Raw genomic sequence first — 15186 nt, 5'->3', positions numbered from 1 at the left:
CGGACTCGCTTAGACTCCGCCGATGCCGTCCTTCCAGGGTCGGCGTGCCCACCCCCGTAGATCAGGCCGCCTCCCAGCGCGGTCGTGCGAAGGAATTTCGTCCCGTGGATATCTTGACCTTCCTCCCCTTCATCGTGCTCATCGGGGCCATGTTCCTGATGACCCGGTCCGCCAAGAAGAAGCAGCAGGCGGCTGCGCAGATGCGCAACGAAATGCAGCCCGGCACCGGCATCCGGACGATCGGGGGGATGTACGCCACCGTCAAGGAAGTCAACGACGACACGATCCTCCTCGAGGTCGCGCCCGGCGTGCACGCCGTCTACGCCAAGAACTCCGTCGGTGCCGTCCTCGACGACGAGGAGTACAACCGCATCGTCCACGGCGAGAGTGCCGACCTTGCGGTCGACGCTCCGGTCGTTCCCGACGACGCCTCGTCGCTGACGGACACGGACACGGACTCCGACGTGGACGCCGCCCGCATCGACCTCGGCAAGAAGCCCGAGGCTGACAAGGCCGACAAGGCCGAGGACGTCACCGCCGCGGCCGGCGACGAGCCGAAGGACAAGAAGACCGACGGCGAGAGCGACGCGAAGTAGTCACGTAGGGGGACCGCGGCGCGCCCACCGGCGTACCCCGGTCCCCGGATCGTGTCGACTTCCGCGGGGCTGGGCCCCACATACTTCGTGGCCGCCTTGGCGCTCACCCGGCGCGGGGGCGGTTGGACAGGGAGAAACGAGAAGGTGGCAGCACCGAAGAAGGGCCGCAGGCCCGCGGGGGCTCCGGGCAGGCCAGGGCGCGCCCTGGCTCTGATCGTGATCGCCATGGTCGCGCTCACCAGCGGGATGTTCGCGACCGGTGAGCTCACGCCGCGTCTGGGCATCGACCTCGCCGGCGGCACGAGCATCACGCTTGAGGCCAGGCCGGAGCCCGGCAAGCCGAACGCCATCAACAAGACCAACATGGACACCGCGGTCGGCATCATCGACCGCCGTGTCAACGGTCTGGGCGTTTCCGAGGCTGAGGTTCAGACTCAGGGCGAGAAGAACATCATCGTCAACATCCCCAAGGGGACGAACGAGAAGCAGGCCCGGGAGCAGGTCGGCACCACCGCTCAGCTCTACTTCCGGCCGGTAGTCACGTACACCGCCGGCACCCCGATCCCCGACGCCACGCCCTCCCCGAAGGCCTCGACGAGCGGCAAGGACGGCAAGGACGACAAGTCCACGCCGACCGCGACGCCGTCGGCCAGTGCCACCACCCAGGGCCGCGCCGTGACGGACGGGCTCAAGAAGGCCCCGACGCCGACGCCCACGGGCAGCGCTTCCAAGAGTCCGGACGAGACCGGGAAGCCGTCGGCCCCGCCGTCGGCCGATCCCGCGACCTCCGCGCTGGAGAAGAAGTTCGCGGCTCTCGACTGCACCAAGAAGACCGACCGCGTCCAGGCCAACCGGGGCGTCAAGCCCGAGGACCCGATGGTCGCCTGCGGCAAGAACAACGCGGGCCAGTGGGAGAAGTACATCCTGGGCCCGGCCGAGGTCAACGGCAAGGATGTCGACGACGCCAGCGCCACCCTGGACACCCAGCGCGGCGGCGGCTGGAAAGTGAACATGGAGTTCACCGACGCCGGCTCCAAGAAGTTCCAGAAGATCACCAGCAAGCTGTCACAGCAGCAGATGCCGCAGAACCAGTTCGCCATCGTCCTCGACGGCGAGGTCGTCTCGGCCCCCACGGTCAACGAGACCCTGAGCGCCAACGCCGAGATCTCCGGCAGCTTCACCCAGGAGTCGGCCCAGGACCTGGCCAACATCCTTTCGTACGGCGCGCTGCCGCTCACCTTCAGCGAGGAGACCGTCACCACGGTCACCTCCGCGCTCGGCGGCGAGCAGCTCAAGGCCGGCCTGATCGCCGGTGCGATCGGTCTCGCGCTGGTCGTCATCTACCTGCTCGCGTACTACCGCGGCCTGGCGTTCGTCGCCATCGTCAGCCTCATCGTCTCGGCGATCCTGACGTACACGATCATGACGCTGCTCGGCCCGGGCATCGGCTTCGCGCTGAACCTCCCCGCGGTGTGTGGTGCGATCGTCGCCATCGGCATCACCGCGGACTCGTTCATCGTGTACTTCGAACGCATCCGTGACGAGATCCGCGAGGGTCGTACGCTCAAGCCCGCCGTGGAGCGTGCCTGGCCGCGCGCCCGGCGCACGATCCTGGTGTCCGACTTCGTGTCGTTCCTCGCCGCCGCGGTGCTGTTCGTCGTGACCGTCGGCAAGGTCCAGGGCTTCGCCTTCACGCTCGGCCTGACCACCCTGCTCGACGTCGTCGTGGTGTTCCTCTTCACCAAGCCGCTGATGACGCTGCTGGCGCGCACGAAGTTCTTCGGCCAGGGTCACCCCTGGTCCGGTCTGGACCCGAAGCGGCTCGGCGTACAGCCCCCGCTGCGCCGTACCCGTCGCGTCTCCGCCCCCATCGACCCGAAGGAGGCCTGAGATGTCCCGACTCGGCAGTCTCGGCGCCCGCCTCTACAACGGTGAGGTCGGTTACGACTTCGTCGGCAAGCGGAAGTTCTGGTACGGCCTCTCGATCCTGATCACCATCACGGCCATCGTCGGCCTGGCGGTGCGGGGCCTGGTCATGGGCATCGAGTTCGAGGGCGGCGCCGTCTTCACGACGGCCAAGACGAACGTCTCCGTCGCCCACGTACAGGAAGAAGCCGAGAAGGCGTCCGGGCACGAGGCGATCGTCCAGGAGCTCGGTAACGGCGGCATGCGTATCCAGCTCAGTGGTCTGGACACCCAGACCGCGAATCCGGTCAAGGACGAGCTCGCGAAGGACCTCGGTGTCGCCCCGGACGACATCACCTCCGAGCTGGTCGGCCCCAGCTGGGGCGAGCAGATCGCCAACAAGGCCTGGACCGGCCTCGCGATCTTCATGGTCCTCGTGGTCATCTACCTCGCCATCGCCTTCGAATGGCGCATGGCCGTGGCCGCCCTCATCGCCCTGATCCACGACCTCACGATCACCGTCGGTGTGTACGCACTGGTCGGTTTCGAGGTCACACCGGGCACCGTGATCGGTCTGCTGACGATCCTTGGTTACTCCCTCTACGACACCGTCGTCGTCTTCGACGGTCTCAAGGAGGGGTCGAAGGACATCACGAAGCAGACGCGCTGGACGTACAGCGAGATCGCCAACCGCAGCCTCAACGGCACCCTGGTGCGTTCCATCAACACCACGGTCGTCGCGCTGCTCCCGGTGGCGGGCCTGCTGTTCATCGGTGGCGGTGTGCTGGGCGCGGGCATGCTCAACGACATCTCGCTGTCGCTGTTCGTCGGCCTGGCCGCCGGTGCTTACTCCTCGATCTTCATCGCCACTCCGCTCGTCGCCGACCTGAAGGAACGCGACCCGCAGATGAAGGCCCTGAAGAAGCGCGTGCTCGCCAGGCGGGCTGCCGAGATGGCCAAGGGCGAGTGGCAGAACGCCGATGGCTCTGTCGGCTCCGACGGCTCCGACGAGGCGCAGCACCACGCCGGGGACGACTCGGCGCCCGCCGGGGCGGTCGTCGGCCGGCCCCGTGGCGGCAGCGGTGGCCGCGGCAGGCCTTCGGGCAAGCGGCGATGACCACCACCACGCAGGAGCTCCTGCTCAGCCGCATCCGCGACGTACCGGACTATCCGAAGCCCGGTGTGATGTTCAAGGACATCACCCCGCTGCTCGCGGACCCGGTGGCGTTCACGGCGCTGACCGACGCCCTCGCGGAGCTGTGCGTACGCTGCGGCGCCACGAAGATCGTCGGTCTGGAGGCGCGCGGCTTCATCCTGGCCGCGCCCGTCGCGGTCCGCGCCGGCCTCGGCTTCATCCCCGTACGCAAGGCGGGGAAGCTGCCGGGTGCGACGCTTTCGCAGGCGTACGAGCTGGAGTACGGCACCGCCGAGATCGAGATCCACGCCGAAGACCTGGCCGACGGCGACCGTGTCATCGTCATCGACGACGTCCTCGCCACCGGCGGCACCGCCGAGGCCTCGCTGGAGCTCATCCGGCGGGCCGGAGCCCAGGTCGCCGGGGTAGCGGTGCTCATGGAGCTCGGATTCCTGGGCGGCCGCGGCCGTCTGGAACCGGCGCTCAGGGGTGCTCCGCTGGATGCCCTGATCACAGTCTGACGGGGTCTGACCAGCACGGCTGTACGTGAGAGGCGGGGCCCGCAGGAATTGCGGGACCCGCCTTTCGCGTTGGCTCAGGTAACAGGCCCGGGGGCAACCAGAAGCCAGGCATCGTTACCATGGGCTTTCCGGGCCTGACCGGGGGACCCGGACCCGCACGAGGAGCGCTCTTGCCAGACGAGGCCCAGCCACTCTCCCCCAGCTCCCGTCCGGGGGACGCCGCAGCCGCGCAGCCCGACCAGCGGCAGCAGGCCGCCAAGGCCGCGGCGAGCCCGGCCACGCCCGCGGCGAGCCCGCCGGCCCCGCCGAACAGCGGCATCCACGCGAGCGGCCCGCCGGCCACCGGCGCGAAGAGCGGCGCCCCCGCCAAGAACCCCGAGCCCACCGGCAAGCCGAAGACCGCCCCCGAGCGGGCCGGCGGCCAGACCACGGGCTCGACGCCGCCCCCCGTTTCCGCGCCCAAGCCGGTCCAGGGCTCCACCCCGCGCACCACCGGCGGCTCTTCCAACCGGGTACGGGCCAGGCTCGCCCGGCTGGGCGTACAGCGCTCCAGCCCGTACAACCCGGTCCTCGAACCGCTGCTGCGCGCCGTGCGCAGCAACGACCCGAAGATCGAGACGTCGACGCTGCGCCAGATCGAGCGCGCCTACCAGGTCGCCGAGCGCTGGCACCGTGGCCAGAAGCGCAAGAGCGGCGACCCGTACATCACGCACCCGCTCGCCGTGACGACGATCCTCGCCGAGCTCGGCATGGACCCGGCGACGCTGATGGCGGGGCTGCTGCACGACACCGTCGAGGACACCGAGTACGGCCTGGACACCCTGCGCCGCGACTTCGGCGACCAGGTCGCTCTCCTGGTCGACGGCGTCACCAAGCTCGACAAGGTCAAGTTCGGCGAGGCCGCGCAGGCCGAGACCGTACGCAAGATGGTCGTCGCCATGGCCAAGGACCCCCGCGTCCTGGTCATCAAGCTCGCCGACCGCCTGCACAACATGCGCACCATGCGCTACCTCAAGCGGGAGAAGCAGGAGAAGAAGGCCCGCGAGACGCTTGAGATCTACGCGCCCCTGGCTCACCGCCTGGGCATGAACACGATCAAGTGGGAGCTGGAGGACCTCGCCTTCGCGATCCTCTACCCCAAGATGTACGACGAGATCGTGCGCCTCGTCGCCGAGCGCGCGCCCAAGCGCGACGAATACCTCGCCATAGTGACCGACGAGGTCCAGTCCGACCTGCGCGCCGCCCGCATCAAGGCCACCGTCACCGGCCGGCCGAAGCACTACTACAGCGTCTACCAGAAGATGATCGTCCGCGGCCGTGACTTCGCGGAGATCTACGACCTGGTGGGCATTCGGGTACTGGTCGACACGGTCCGCGACTGTTACGCCGCACTCGGCACCGTCCACGCGCGATGGAATCCGGTCCCCGGCCGGTTCAAGGACTACATCGCGATGCCGAAGTTCAACATGTACCAGTCGCTGCATACGACGGTCATCGGCCCCAGCGGCAAGCCCGTCGAACTGCAGATCCGTACGTTCGACATGCACCGCCGCGCCGAGTACGGCATCGCCGCGCACTGGAAGTACAAGCAGGAAGCCGTCGCCGGCGCCTCCAAGGTCCGTACCGACATCCCCAAGCACACCGGGCGCGGCCAGGACACCGTCAACGACATGGCGTGGCTCCGGCAGCTTCTGGACTGGCAGAAGGAGACCGAGGACCCCAGCGAGTTCCTGGAGTCCCTGCGCTTCGACCTGTCCCGCAACGAGGTCTTCGTCTTCACGCCCAAGGGCGACGTCATAGCGCTGCCGGCCGGTGCGACACCCGTCGACTTCGCGTACGCCGTCCACACGGAGGTCGGCCACCGGACCATAGGAGCGCGGGTCAACGGGCGGCTCGTACCGCTCGAATCGACCCTCGACAACGGCGACCTGGTGGAGGTCTTCACCTCCAAGGCGGCCGGGGCCGGACCCTCCCGCGACTGGCTCGGCTTCGTCAAGTCGCCGCGCGCCCGCAACAAGATCCGCGCCTGGTTCTCCAAGGAGCGCCGCGACGAGGCCATAGAGCAGGGCAAGGACGCCATCGCGCGGGCCATGCGCAAGCAGAACCTGCCGATCCAGCGCATCCTCACCGGCGACTCCCTCGTCACGCTCGCGCACGAGATGCGCTACAGCGACATCTCCTCGCTGTACGCCGCGATCGGCGAGGGCCACGTCACGGCCCAGAGCATCGTCCAGAAGCTGGTGCAGGCGCTCGGCGGCGAAGAGGCAGCCACCGAGGACATCGCCGAGAGCGCGCCGCCCTCACGCGGCCGCGGCAAACGCCGCTCGAACACCGACCCGGGCGTCGTGGTCAAGGGCGTCGACGACGTGTGGGTCAAGCTGGCCCGCTGCTGTACGCCCGTGCCCGGCGACCCGATCATCGGCTTCGTCACGCGCGGCAGCGGCGTATCGGTGCACCGCGCCGACTGCGTCAACGTCGACTCGCTGTCGAAGGAGCCGGAGCGCATCCTCGACGTCGAGTGGGCCCCCACCCAGTCCTCGGTCTTCCTGGTCGCCATCCAGGTCGAGGCACTGGACCGGTCCCGGCTGCTGTCGGACGTCACCCGCGTCCTGTCCGACCAGCACGTCAACATCCTGTCCGCGGCCGTCCAGACGTCCCGCGACCGGGTGGCCACCTCACGCTTCACCTTCGAGATGGGCGACCCCAAGCACCTGGGGCACGTCCTGAAGGCGGTGCGCGGCGTGGAGGGCGTGTACGACGTCTACCGCGTCACCTCGGCCCGCCGGCCGTAGCCGCTCTTTGCGGCTAAGCCGCCGCCGCATACGACAAACGGCCCCGGTACAGATGTGTACCGGGGCCGCTGCACGCACAGGCAGTCAGCCGCCGAACTCCTGGAGGCCCTTCAGCGCCTGGTCCAGCAGCGCCTGCCGGCCTTCCAGCTCGCGCGCGAGCTTGTCCGCCTTGGCGTTGTTGCCCGCCGCACGCGCCGTGTCGATCTGCGAGCGCAGCTTGTCGACCGCGTCCTGGAGCTGGCCCGTCAGACCCGCGGCGCGGGCGCGCGCCTCAGGGTTCGTACGGCGCCACTCGTTCTCCTCGGTCTCCTGGAGCGCCTTCTCCACCGCGTGCATCCGGCCCTCGACCTTCGGGCGGGCGTCGCGCGGCACGTGGCCGATGGCCTCCCAGCGCTCGTTGAGGGAACGGAACGCGGCCCTGGCCGCCTTCAGATCCTTCACCGGCACCAGCTTCTCGGCCTCGGCCGCGAGCTCCTCCTTGAGCTTGAGGTTCTCGGACTGCTCCGCGTCCCGCTCCGCGAAGACCTCGCTGCGCGCCGCGAAGAACACGTCCTGGGCGCCGCGGAAGCGGTTCCACAGGTCTTCCTCGGCCTCGCGCTGGGCGCGGCCGGCGGCCTTCCACTCGGTCATCAGGTCGCGGTAGCGCGCGGCCGTCGCGGCCCAGTCGGTGGAGCCCGAAAGGCTCTCCGCCTCCGCGACCAGCTTCTCCTTGGCCTTGCGGGCCTCCTCGCGCTGAGCGTCCAGCGAGGCGAAGTGAGCCTTGCGCCGCTTGGAGAACGCCGAGCGGGCGTGCGAGAAGCGGTGCCACAACTCGTCGTCGGACTTCCGGTCGAGCCTGGGCAGGCCCTTCCAGATGTCCACGAGCGCCCGCAGCCGCTCACCGGCCGACCGCCACTGCTCGCTCTGGGCGAGCTCCTCGGCCTCGACGACCAGCGCCTCCTTGGCGTGCTTCGCCTCGTCGGTCTGCTTCGCCTTCTCGGCCTTGCGCTCCTCGCGGCGCGCCTCGACCGTCGCGACCAGCGCGTCGAGGCGCTTGCTCAGCGCGTCGAGGTCACCGACGGCGTGGTGCTCGTCGACCTGCTGCCGCAGATGGCCGATCGCGGCCTGGGCGTCCTTGGCCGACAGGTCGGTGGTCTTCACCCGCCGCTCGAGGAGGCCGATCTCGACAACCAGGCCCTCGTACTTGCGCTCGAAGTAGGCCAGGGCCTCCTCGGGAGAGCCCGCCTGCCAGGATCCGACGACCTTCTCGCCATCGGCCGTACGCACGTACACGGTGCCGGTCTCGTCGACACGGCCCCACGGGTCGCTGCTCACAGCGCCTCCTCCACATGACGCCCGCGAAGGGCTGTTCACCCCTGGGCATCGTCCACAGTTTCTTTCGCGGGGCCACAGACGCCCTGCACACCGCCAACATAGGCGAACGGCAGGGCGGCTGTCCGCATCCCGCACTTCCGGATTTACTTGGTGACGGTCGCCTTGTCGATCACGACGGTGGCCTTGGGCGCCCCGTCGCCCTGACCGCTCGCCTCACCCGCGTCAGCGATCTTCTTCAACACGTCCTGACCACCCTTGATGGTTCCGAACGGTGTGTAGTTGGGCGGCAACTTGCTGTCCTGGTAGACGAGGAAGAACTGACTGCCGCCGGTCCCCGGTCCCGCGTTCGCCATCGCGACCGTGCCCGCCGGGTAGACGCCGCCCTTGAGCTTCGGGTCCTTCAGGTTCTCGTCGGGGAGCTTGTAGCCGGGCGTACCCGAGCCCTGCGCGGTCGGGTCGCCGCACTGCAGGACGTAGATGCCGCTCGTCGTCAGCCGGTGGCACTTCGTGTGGTCGAAGTAGCCCTTGCCCGCGAGGAAGTTGAACGAGTTCACCGTGCGCGGGGCCTTCGCCGCGTCCAGGCCGAGCGTGATGTCACCGCAGGTGGTCCGCAGCTTCATCGTGTACGACGCGGACTTGTCGATGGTGAGCGCGGGCTCCTTCTTGTACGACAGCTTCTTGACCGATCCCGCGGCGGGCTTGGCACAGGGATCGGCCGGCGGCGCGGCCTTGCTGTCCTTCGTGTCGCCGCCGCTCAGCGCGCCCGTCGCGTACGCCGTCGCTCCCGCCGCGAGCACCACGGCGAGCGTCGAGGCGATCACGGTGTTGCGGCGGCGCGCCTTGCGCCGGTTCTCGGCGCGGCGCTGCTGCTGGCGTTCGAACTTTTCCCGGGCGAGCTGCCGCCGCCGCTGATCGCTGCTGACCACCGGTGTTCTCCTCGTACGTCTCGTCTGTCACTGCTGTCCGGCCGAGCCGAGCTTGCCCGTACCGTATATGGGTTCGCTGTGGGTTGAGCGGCGCCGGTAGGCTCTGACCTGTTGCGAATCAATCCAGCAACCTCCCGCCGGACGACATATTGAGGACGATCGTGCTTATTGCCGGGTTCCCCGCCGGGGCCTGGGGGACCAACTGTTACCTGGTCGCCCCCGCCGCGGGCGAGGAGTGCGTGATCATCGACCCGGGCCACCAGGCCACCGCGGGCGTCGAGGAAACGCTCGCGAAGCATCGCCTCAAGCCCGTCGCGGTCGTCCTCACCCACGGCCACATCGACCACGTCGCCTCGGTCGTCCCGGTGTGCGGAGCGCACGACGTACCGGCGTGGATCCACCCCGCCGACCGGTACATGATGAGCGACCCCGAGAAGGCGCTCGGCCGCTCGATCGGCATGCCGCTGATGGGCGAGCTGACCGTGGGGGAGCCGGACGACGTCAAGGAGCTCACCGACGGCGCGGAGCTGAAGCTGGCCGGTCTCGACTTCACCGTCTCGCACGCGCCCGGCCATACGAAGGGGTCGGTGACCTTCAGGCTCCCCGAGCAGTCCGACATCCCGTCGGTCTTCTTCTCGGGCGACCTGCTGTTCGCCGGCTCCGTCGGACGCACCGACCTGCCCGGCGGCGACCACGCCGAGCTGCTCGAGTCGCTGGCCCGCGTGTGCCTGCCGCTCGACGACTCGACCGTGGTCCTGTCCGGCCACGGCTCCCAGACGACCATCGGCCGCGAGCGCGCCACCAACCCGTACATGCACGGTCTGGCCGCCGCTCCCCGACGAGGAATGTGACGAGACAAGTCCCCATGAGCACCTTCAAGGCCCCCAAGGGCACGTACGACCTGATCCCGCCGGACTCCGCGAAGTTCCTGGCGGTGCGCGAGGCGATCTCCGCGCCGCTGCGCAACTCCGGCTACGGCTACATCGAGACGCCCGGCTTTGAGGACGTCGCTCTCTTCTCGCGCGGTGTCGGTGAGTCCACCGACATCGTCTCCAAGGAGATGTACGCCTTCGAGACCAAGGGCGGCGACCAGCTGGCGCTGCGCCCCGAAGGCACCGCGTCCGTGCTGCGCGCGGCCCTCGAAGCCAACCTGCACAAGAGCGGCAACCTGCCGGTCAAGCTCTGGTACTCCGGCTCGTACTACCGATACGAGCGCCCGCAGAAGGGCCGCTACCGCCACTTCTCGCAGGTCGGCGCCGAGGCGATCGGCGCGGAGGACCCGGCGCTGGACGCCGAGTTGATCATCCTGGCGGACCAGGCGTACCGCTCGCTGGGCCTCTCGCAGTTCCGCATCCTGCTGAACTCGCTGGGCGACAAGGAGTGCCGGCCGGTCTACCGGGAGGCGCTCCAGGGCTTCCTGCGCGATCTCGAACTGGACGAGGACACGCGTCGTCGCATCGAGATCAACCCGCTGCGGGTGCTGGACGACAAGCGCGACGACGTACAGAAGCAGCTGGTCGGCGCGCCGATGCTGCGCGACTACCTGTGCGACGCGTGCAAGGCGTACCACGAGCAGGTGCGGGAGCTGCTGAACGCGGCGGGCGTCGCCTATGAGGACGACGAGAAGCTGGTGCGCGGCCTCGACTACTACACGCGGACGACGTTCGAGTTCGTCCACGACGGGCTCGGCTCGCAGTCCGCGGTGGGCGGCGGCGGCCGCTACGACGGCCTGTCCGAGATGATCGGCGGCCCCGCGCTGCCGTCCGTCGGCTGGGCGCTCGGCGTGGACCGTACGGTGCTGGCGCTGGAGGCGGAGGGCGTCGAGCTCGACCTGCCGGCCACGACCAGCGTGTACGCGGTGCCGCTGGGCGAGGAGGCGCGCCGCGTCCTGTTCGGTACGGTCACCGAGCTGCGCAGGGCGGGAGTCGCGGCCGACTTCGCCTACGGCGGCAAGGGGCTCAAGGGCGCGATGAAGAACGCCAATCGCTCGGGCGCGCGCTACACGATCGTCGCCGGCGAGCGGGATCTGGCGGACGGCCAGGTCCAGCTGAAGGACATGGAGACCGGCGAGCAGGTGCCGGTGGCCCTGGACGCGATCACCGCAGAAATCCAGCGCCGCCTGTCCTGAGTACCGCACGGGACACGGGCCCGGCCGTCCATCAGGGCGGCCGGGCCCTGCCGTTCGCCCGTCAACATGGTGGGCGCGGATTCGTCCTGCCGGGCCATGCCGGTTCCGGACAGTCCCGTACTGTCCTCCTGCGCCTGGCCGGCGTCCAGGATCGTTACTTCCCGCCGGTCAGGGCCCTGCCGGAGCCGAACGGGCGGGACGCGTGTGCGTACGTCGTTATGGTTGTCGAACGGTGGACACGGGTGGCGGTGCGGCAGAATGGGCCAGGTCCGGCAGCCCACTCAGCGACGGAACGGCGACATGACGACTGCAGCGGTAGACGACCGCACCTCCAACGGTGCGCAGGAAGGCCCGACGGGCACGACCGGCAGCGGCCGCCCCTTCGCCCTGCTGCTGGTGATCACGGGTCTGGCCGGGCTGCTGGCCTCCTGGGTCATCACGATCGACAAGATCAAGCTCCTCGAGGACCCGAACTTCACTCCGGGCTGCAGCCTCAACCCCGTTGTCGCGTGCGGCAACATCATGAAGAGCGAGCAGGCGGAGGCCTTCGGGTTCCCCAACCCGATGCTCGGCCTCGTCACTTACGCGATGGTCGTCGCCATCGGCGTGGGTCTGCTGGCCGGGGCGCGCTACCGCCGCTGGTTCTGGCTCGGTCTGAACGCGGGCACGCTTTTCGGCGTCGGCTTCTGCACCTGGCTCCAGTACCAGTCGCTCTACAACATCAACTCGCTGTGCCTGTGGTGCGCTCTGGCCTGGGTCGCCACCATCGTGATGTTCTGCTACGTCACCACGCACAACATCAAGCACCGGATCCTCCCGGCGCCGCGCGGCCTGCGCAGCGCACTGATGGAGTTCCACTGGGTGCCGCCGGTCATGTGGATCGGGATCATCGGCATGCTGATCCTGACGCGCTGGTGGGACTTCTGGACCAGCTGAGCCGCCTTCGTTCTCGCGGCCTCGCGGCGTTGTCAGTGGGCTGACATAGGCTTCATGCGTGGAGCCAGACCTGTTCACCGCAGCCGCGGAAGACCGCCAGCTCAAGGATCCGTCCAGCAGCCCGTTGGCCGTACGGATGCGTCCGCGCACCCTCGACGAGGTTGTCGGCCAGCAGCATCTGCTGAAGCCGGGCGCCCCGCTGCGGCGGCTGGTGGGGGAGGGCAGCGGCGGTCCCGCCGGACCGTCCTCGGTGATCCTCTGGGGGCCGCCCGGCATCGGGAAGACGACTCTGGCGTACGTCGTCAGCCTGGCCACCCAGAAGCGCTTCGTGGAACTCTCCGCGATCACCGCCGGGGTGAAGGAAGTACGGGCCGTCATCGACGGCGCCCGCCGCGCCTCCGGGGGCTACGGCAAGGAGACCGTCCTCTTCCTCGACGAGATCCACCGCTTCAGCAAGGCCCAGCAGGACTCGCTGCTGCCCGCCGTCGAGAACCGCTGGGTCACGCTCATCGCGGCGACCACCGAGAACCCGTACTTCTCGATCATCTCTCCCCTCCTCTCCCGCTCTCTGCTGCTCACGCTGGAGTCGCTGACCGATGACGATCTGCGGTCCCTGGTGCACAGGGCCCTCACCGAGGAGCGCGGTCTCGGCGGCGCGGTCACGCTCTCCGGTGACGCCGAAGCGCATCTGCTGCGGATCTCGGGCGGCGACGCCCGGCGCGCCCTCACTGCGCTCGAAGCGGCCGCGGGCGCCGCCATCTCCAAGGGCGAGGAGGAGATCACGCTCGAAACGGTCGAGGAGACGGTCGACCGCGCGGCGGTGAAGTACGACCGCGACGGCGACCAGCACTACGACGTGGCGAGCGCCCTCATCAAGTCCATCCGCGGCTCCGACGTCGATGCGGCGCTGCACTATCTGGCCCGCATGATCGAGGCGGGGGAGGACCCCCGGTTCATCGCCCGGCGCCTGATGATCTCGGCCAGTGAGGACATCGGCCTCGCCGACCCGACCGCGCTGCCGACGGCCGTCGCCGCCGCCCAGGCCGTCGCCATGATCGGCTTCCCGGAGGCCGCCCTCACCCTCAGCCACGCGACGATCGCGCTGGCCCTCGCGCCCAAGTCCAACGCCGTGACGAACGCGATCTTCGCCGCCCAGGCCGACGTACGGAAGGGAATGGCGGGCCCGGTTCCCGCGCATCTGCGCGACGGGCACTACAAGGGCGCGGCCAAGCTCGGCCACGCGCAGGGCTATGTGTATCCGCACGACGTGCCCGGTGCGATCGCCGCCCAGCAGTACGCCCCGGACGCCGTGCAGGGCCGCCATTACTACGAACCCACGCGCTACGGAGCGGAAGCCCGTTACGCCGACGTCGTCGAGAAGGTGCGCGGCCGGCTGCGCGGCGACGGTCAGTCCGAAACGCGCCCTTGACGCCCCGGCCGCTTCACTGCGAAGCGGCCGCCTCGAAAAGCTGGTGCATGGCGCGCCGCAGCCCGATGACGTCGCGCACCGGTTCGCGGAAGTCGAACCGCGCGTCGAAGACGCGCCCGTCGGCGCCGCCGCTGAAGCGCACCCGCAGCCCGAACCGGTCAAGCGCCAGCGGCACCGCGCTCGTTCCGGCGGCCCGGTCGCCCACCAGAGCGCACAGCTGCCGCACCTGTTCGCTGTGCACGGCGTGCAGATGCTGAAGCAGCTCGGCCTCGTGCTCGACGAGCGGATCGGCGGCAGCCGCCACGAACCCCTCGGGGTCGACCATCCCCGTCCCCCACAGGTCGTCCACGCGTGCCTCCCCGACCTCCAGCCGCAGCAGCATGCGCCCCGGCTCCGCCACGCCACGTACGCAGGTGAGCCACCCGGAGACCCACGCGCGGCCCCGGATACGGTTGGGGACGGAGACCGGCGCTACGTCGGTGATCTCCAGCACCACGCGCAGCTCGTCGTCCTGTGCGTGGGTGGCGGCCCGTACGGCCGGAGAGTCCGCGGGATAGACCAGCAGCACTTCACCGTCGGGCCCTACGCTCCGCTCGTCGGGGACCAGCTGGTCAGGACGGGCCACGACAGGGCCCGGGAGAAGCAGTACCGCGGACGAGGTACTCTGTACGAGAGTTCGTGTGCGCTCGGCTGCTGACGGCATCCGCGCGATTTCAAGTCCGCTGGGACGCGGCTGACCACGATCTGATCGGACCTCCGTCGCGTCGACACTCTTGATGTCGGCCTTCTTTGTGTTGTCCGTGACGTGACTGGTGTTCCCCGGGCGAGACATGCGATCTCCTTGAGTAAGGTGAGCCTAACCTAACCTACAACGGAGGTCTGGAGAACGTGCCTAACCAGTCGCGTCCCAAGGTCAAGAAGTCCCGTGCGCTCGGCATTGCGCTGACGCCGAAGGCTGTCAAGTACTTCGAGGCCCGCCCCTACCCGCCGGGCGAGCACGGCCGTGGACGCAAGCAGAACTCGGACTACAAGGTCCGTCTGCTCGAGAAGCAGCGTCTGCGCGCCCAGTACGACATCAGCGAGAAGCAGATGGCCCGCGCCTACGACCGCGCCAAGAAGGCCGAAGGCAAGACCGGCGAGGCCCTGGTCATCGAGCTCGAGCGCCGCCTCGACGCCCTCATTCTTCGTTCGGGCATCGCCCGCACGATCTACCAGGCCCGTCAGATGGTCGTTCACGGCCACATCGAGGTCAACGGTGGCAAGGTCGACAAGCCGTCGTTCCGTGTCCGTCCCGACGACGTCGTGATGGTCCGCGAGCGCAGCCGCGAGAAGCACCCCTTCCAGGTTGCTCGCGAGGGTGGCTACGACACCGACGGTGAGACGCCGCGCTACCTCCAGGTGAACCTGAAGGCCCTGGCCTTCCGCCTGGACCGCGACCCGAACCGCAAGGAAATCCCGGTCATCTGCGACGAGCAGCTCGTCGTCGAGTACTACGCCCGCTGAT

The 15186-nt window shown here is 69.1% G+C and carries 13 protein-coding genes; 10 read left to right on the top strand and 3 right to left on the bottom strand.

Going from position 1 to position 15186, the window contains the following annotated elements:
* Nucleotides 1–104 precede the first annotated feature (104 nt).
* From yajC to ABZX79_RS02140, 5 genes are all read left to right on the top strand, one after another.
* Nucleotides 105–596, top strand: a complete 492-nt coding sequence (yajC, locus tag ABZX79_RS02160; protein ID WP_355250204.1) for a preprotein translocase subunit YajC — start codon at nucleotides 105–107, stop codon at nucleotides 594–596.
* A 144-nt stretch (nucleotides 597–740) separates the two neighbouring features.
* Nucleotides 741–2486 (top strand): protein translocase subunit SecD, encoded by a 1746-nt coding sequence (gene secD / locus ABZX79_RS02155; protein ID WP_355250202.1) that lies wholly within the window; start codon nucleotides 741–743, stop codon nucleotides 2484–2486.
* Nucleotide 2487: 1 nt separating this feature from the next.
* A complete protein-coding gene (gene secF, locus ABZX79_RS02150) occupies nucleotides 2488–3618 on the top strand; it encodes a protein translocase subunit SecF (RefSeq protein ID WP_355250199.1) in 1131 nt (376 codons plus the stop codon).
* Nucleotides 3615–4157 carry an adenine phosphoribosyltransferase gene (locus tag ABZX79_RS02145; RefSeq protein WP_355250196.1) on the top strand — a complete coding sequence of 181 codons (543 nt, stop codon included), beginning with the start codon at nucleotides 3615–3617 and terminating at the stop codon, nucleotides 4155–4157. The genes secF and ABZX79_RS02145 overlap by 4 nt, the downstream gene beginning before the upstream one ends.
* A gap of 119 nt (nucleotides 4158–4276) precedes the next feature.
* Entirely contained in the window at nucleotides 4277–6949 is a 2673-nt protein-coding gene (locus ABZX79_RS02140; RefSeq protein ID WP_355250193.1) for a RelA/SpoT family protein, read from the top strand.
* 84 nt (nucleotides 6950–7033) lie between these two features.
* Here the strand turns inward: ABZX79_RS02140 and ABZX79_RS02135 are convergent, their stop codons facing one another.
* Nucleotides 7034–8263: a DUF349 domain-containing protein gene (locus ABZX79_RS02135; RefSeq protein ID WP_355250190.1), complete on the bottom strand. Its 1230-nt coding sequence runs from the start codon at nucleotides 8261–8263 to the stop codon at nucleotides 7034–7036.
* A 143-nt stretch (nucleotides 8264–8406) separates the two neighbouring features.
* Nucleotides 8407–9189: a peptidylprolyl isomerase gene (locus ABZX79_RS02130; protein ID WP_355250187.1), complete on the bottom strand. Its 783-nt coding sequence runs from the start codon at nucleotides 9187–9189 to the stop codon at nucleotides 8407–8409.
* 161 nt (nucleotides 9190–9350) lie between these two features.
* On the opposite strand from ABZX79_RS02130, the gene ABZX79_RS02125 reads away from it, so the two are divergent.
* From ABZX79_RS02125 to ABZX79_RS02110, 4 genes are all read left to right on the top strand, one after another.
* Entirely contained in the window at nucleotides 9351–10040 is a 690-nt protein-coding gene (locus ABZX79_RS02125) for an MBL fold metallo-hydrolase (protein WP_355250184.1), read from the top strand.
* A 14-nt stretch (nucleotides 10041–10054) separates the two neighbouring features.
* On the top strand, nucleotides 10055–11317 hold the full coding sequence (gene hisS / locus ABZX79_RS02120; protein WP_355250182.1) for a histidine--tRNA ligase: 1263 nt from the start codon (nucleotides 10055–10057) through the stop codon (nucleotides 11315–11317).
* Between the two features lie 300 nt (nucleotides 11318–11617).
* Nucleotides 11618–12253, top strand: coding sequence for a vitamin K epoxide reductase family protein (locus tag ABZX79_RS02115; RefSeq protein ID WP_355250179.1), 636 nt, complete (start codon nucleotides 11618–11620; stop codon nucleotides 12251–12253).
* A gap of 58 nt (nucleotides 12254–12311) precedes the next feature.
* The gene (locus ABZX79_RS02110) at nucleotides 12312–13682 is read left to right on the top strand and encodes a replication-associated recombination protein A (RefSeq protein ID WP_355250176.1); all 1371 of its coding nucleotides are present in this window, start codon (nucleotides 12312–12314) and stop codon (nucleotides 13680–13682) included.
* Nucleotides 13683–13695: 13 nt separating this feature from the next.
* On the opposite strand, the gene ABZX79_RS02105 is transcribed toward ABZX79_RS02110, so the two are convergent.
* Nucleotides 13696–14385, bottom strand: a complete 690-nt coding sequence (locus ABZX79_RS02105; RefSeq protein ID WP_355251012.1) for a DUF2470 domain-containing protein — start codon at nucleotides 14383–14385, stop codon at nucleotides 13696–13698.
* A 185-nt stretch (nucleotides 14386–14570) separates the two neighbouring features.
* Here ABZX79_RS02105 and rpsD point away from each other — a divergent pair, with 185 nt between their 5' ends.
* Nucleotides 14571–15185: a 30S ribosomal protein S4 gene (gene rpsD / locus ABZX79_RS02100; RefSeq protein ID WP_028814090.1), complete on the top strand. Its 615-nt coding sequence runs from the start codon at nucleotides 14571–14573 to the stop codon at nucleotides 15183–15185.
* The last annotated feature ends 1 nt before the right edge of the window (nucleotide 15186 follow it).

The sequence above is a fragment of the Streptomyces sp. NPDC002994 genome (assembly GCF_040611155.1).
Taxonomy (GTDB): domain Bacteria; phylum Actinomycetota; class Actinomycetes; order Streptomycetales; family Streptomycetaceae; genus Streptomyces.
This window is presented reverse-complemented; position numbering and strand designations above follow the sequence as displayed.

What these genes read in the sequence shown, in the direction of transcription:
- secF (WP_355250199.1), top strand. Translation starts at nt 2,488, where the DNA reads ATGTCCCGACTCGGCAGTCTCGGCGCCCGCCTCTACAACGGTGAGGTC.
- ABZX79_RS02145 (WP_355250196.1), top strand. Translation starts at nt 3,615, where the DNA reads ATGACCACCACCACGCAGGAGCTCCTGCTCAGCCGCATCCGCGACGTA.
- ABZX79_RS02140 (WP_355250193.1), top strand. Translation starts at nt 4,277, where the DNA reads ATGGGCTTTCCGGGCCTGACCGGGGGACCCGGACCCGCACGAGGAGCG.
- hisS (WP_355250182.1), top strand. Translation starts at nt 10,055, where the DNA reads ATGAGCACCTTCAAGGCCCCCAAGGGCACGTACGACCTGATCCCGCCG.
- ABZX79_RS02115 (WP_355250179.1), top strand. Translation starts at nt 11,618, where the DNA reads ATGACGACTGCAGCGGTAGACGACCGCACCTCCAACGGTGCGCAGGAA.
- ABZX79_RS02105 (WP_355251012.1), bottom strand. Translation starts at nt 14,385, where the DNA reads ATGCCGTCAGCAGCCGAGCGCACACGAACTCTCGTACAGAGTACCTCG.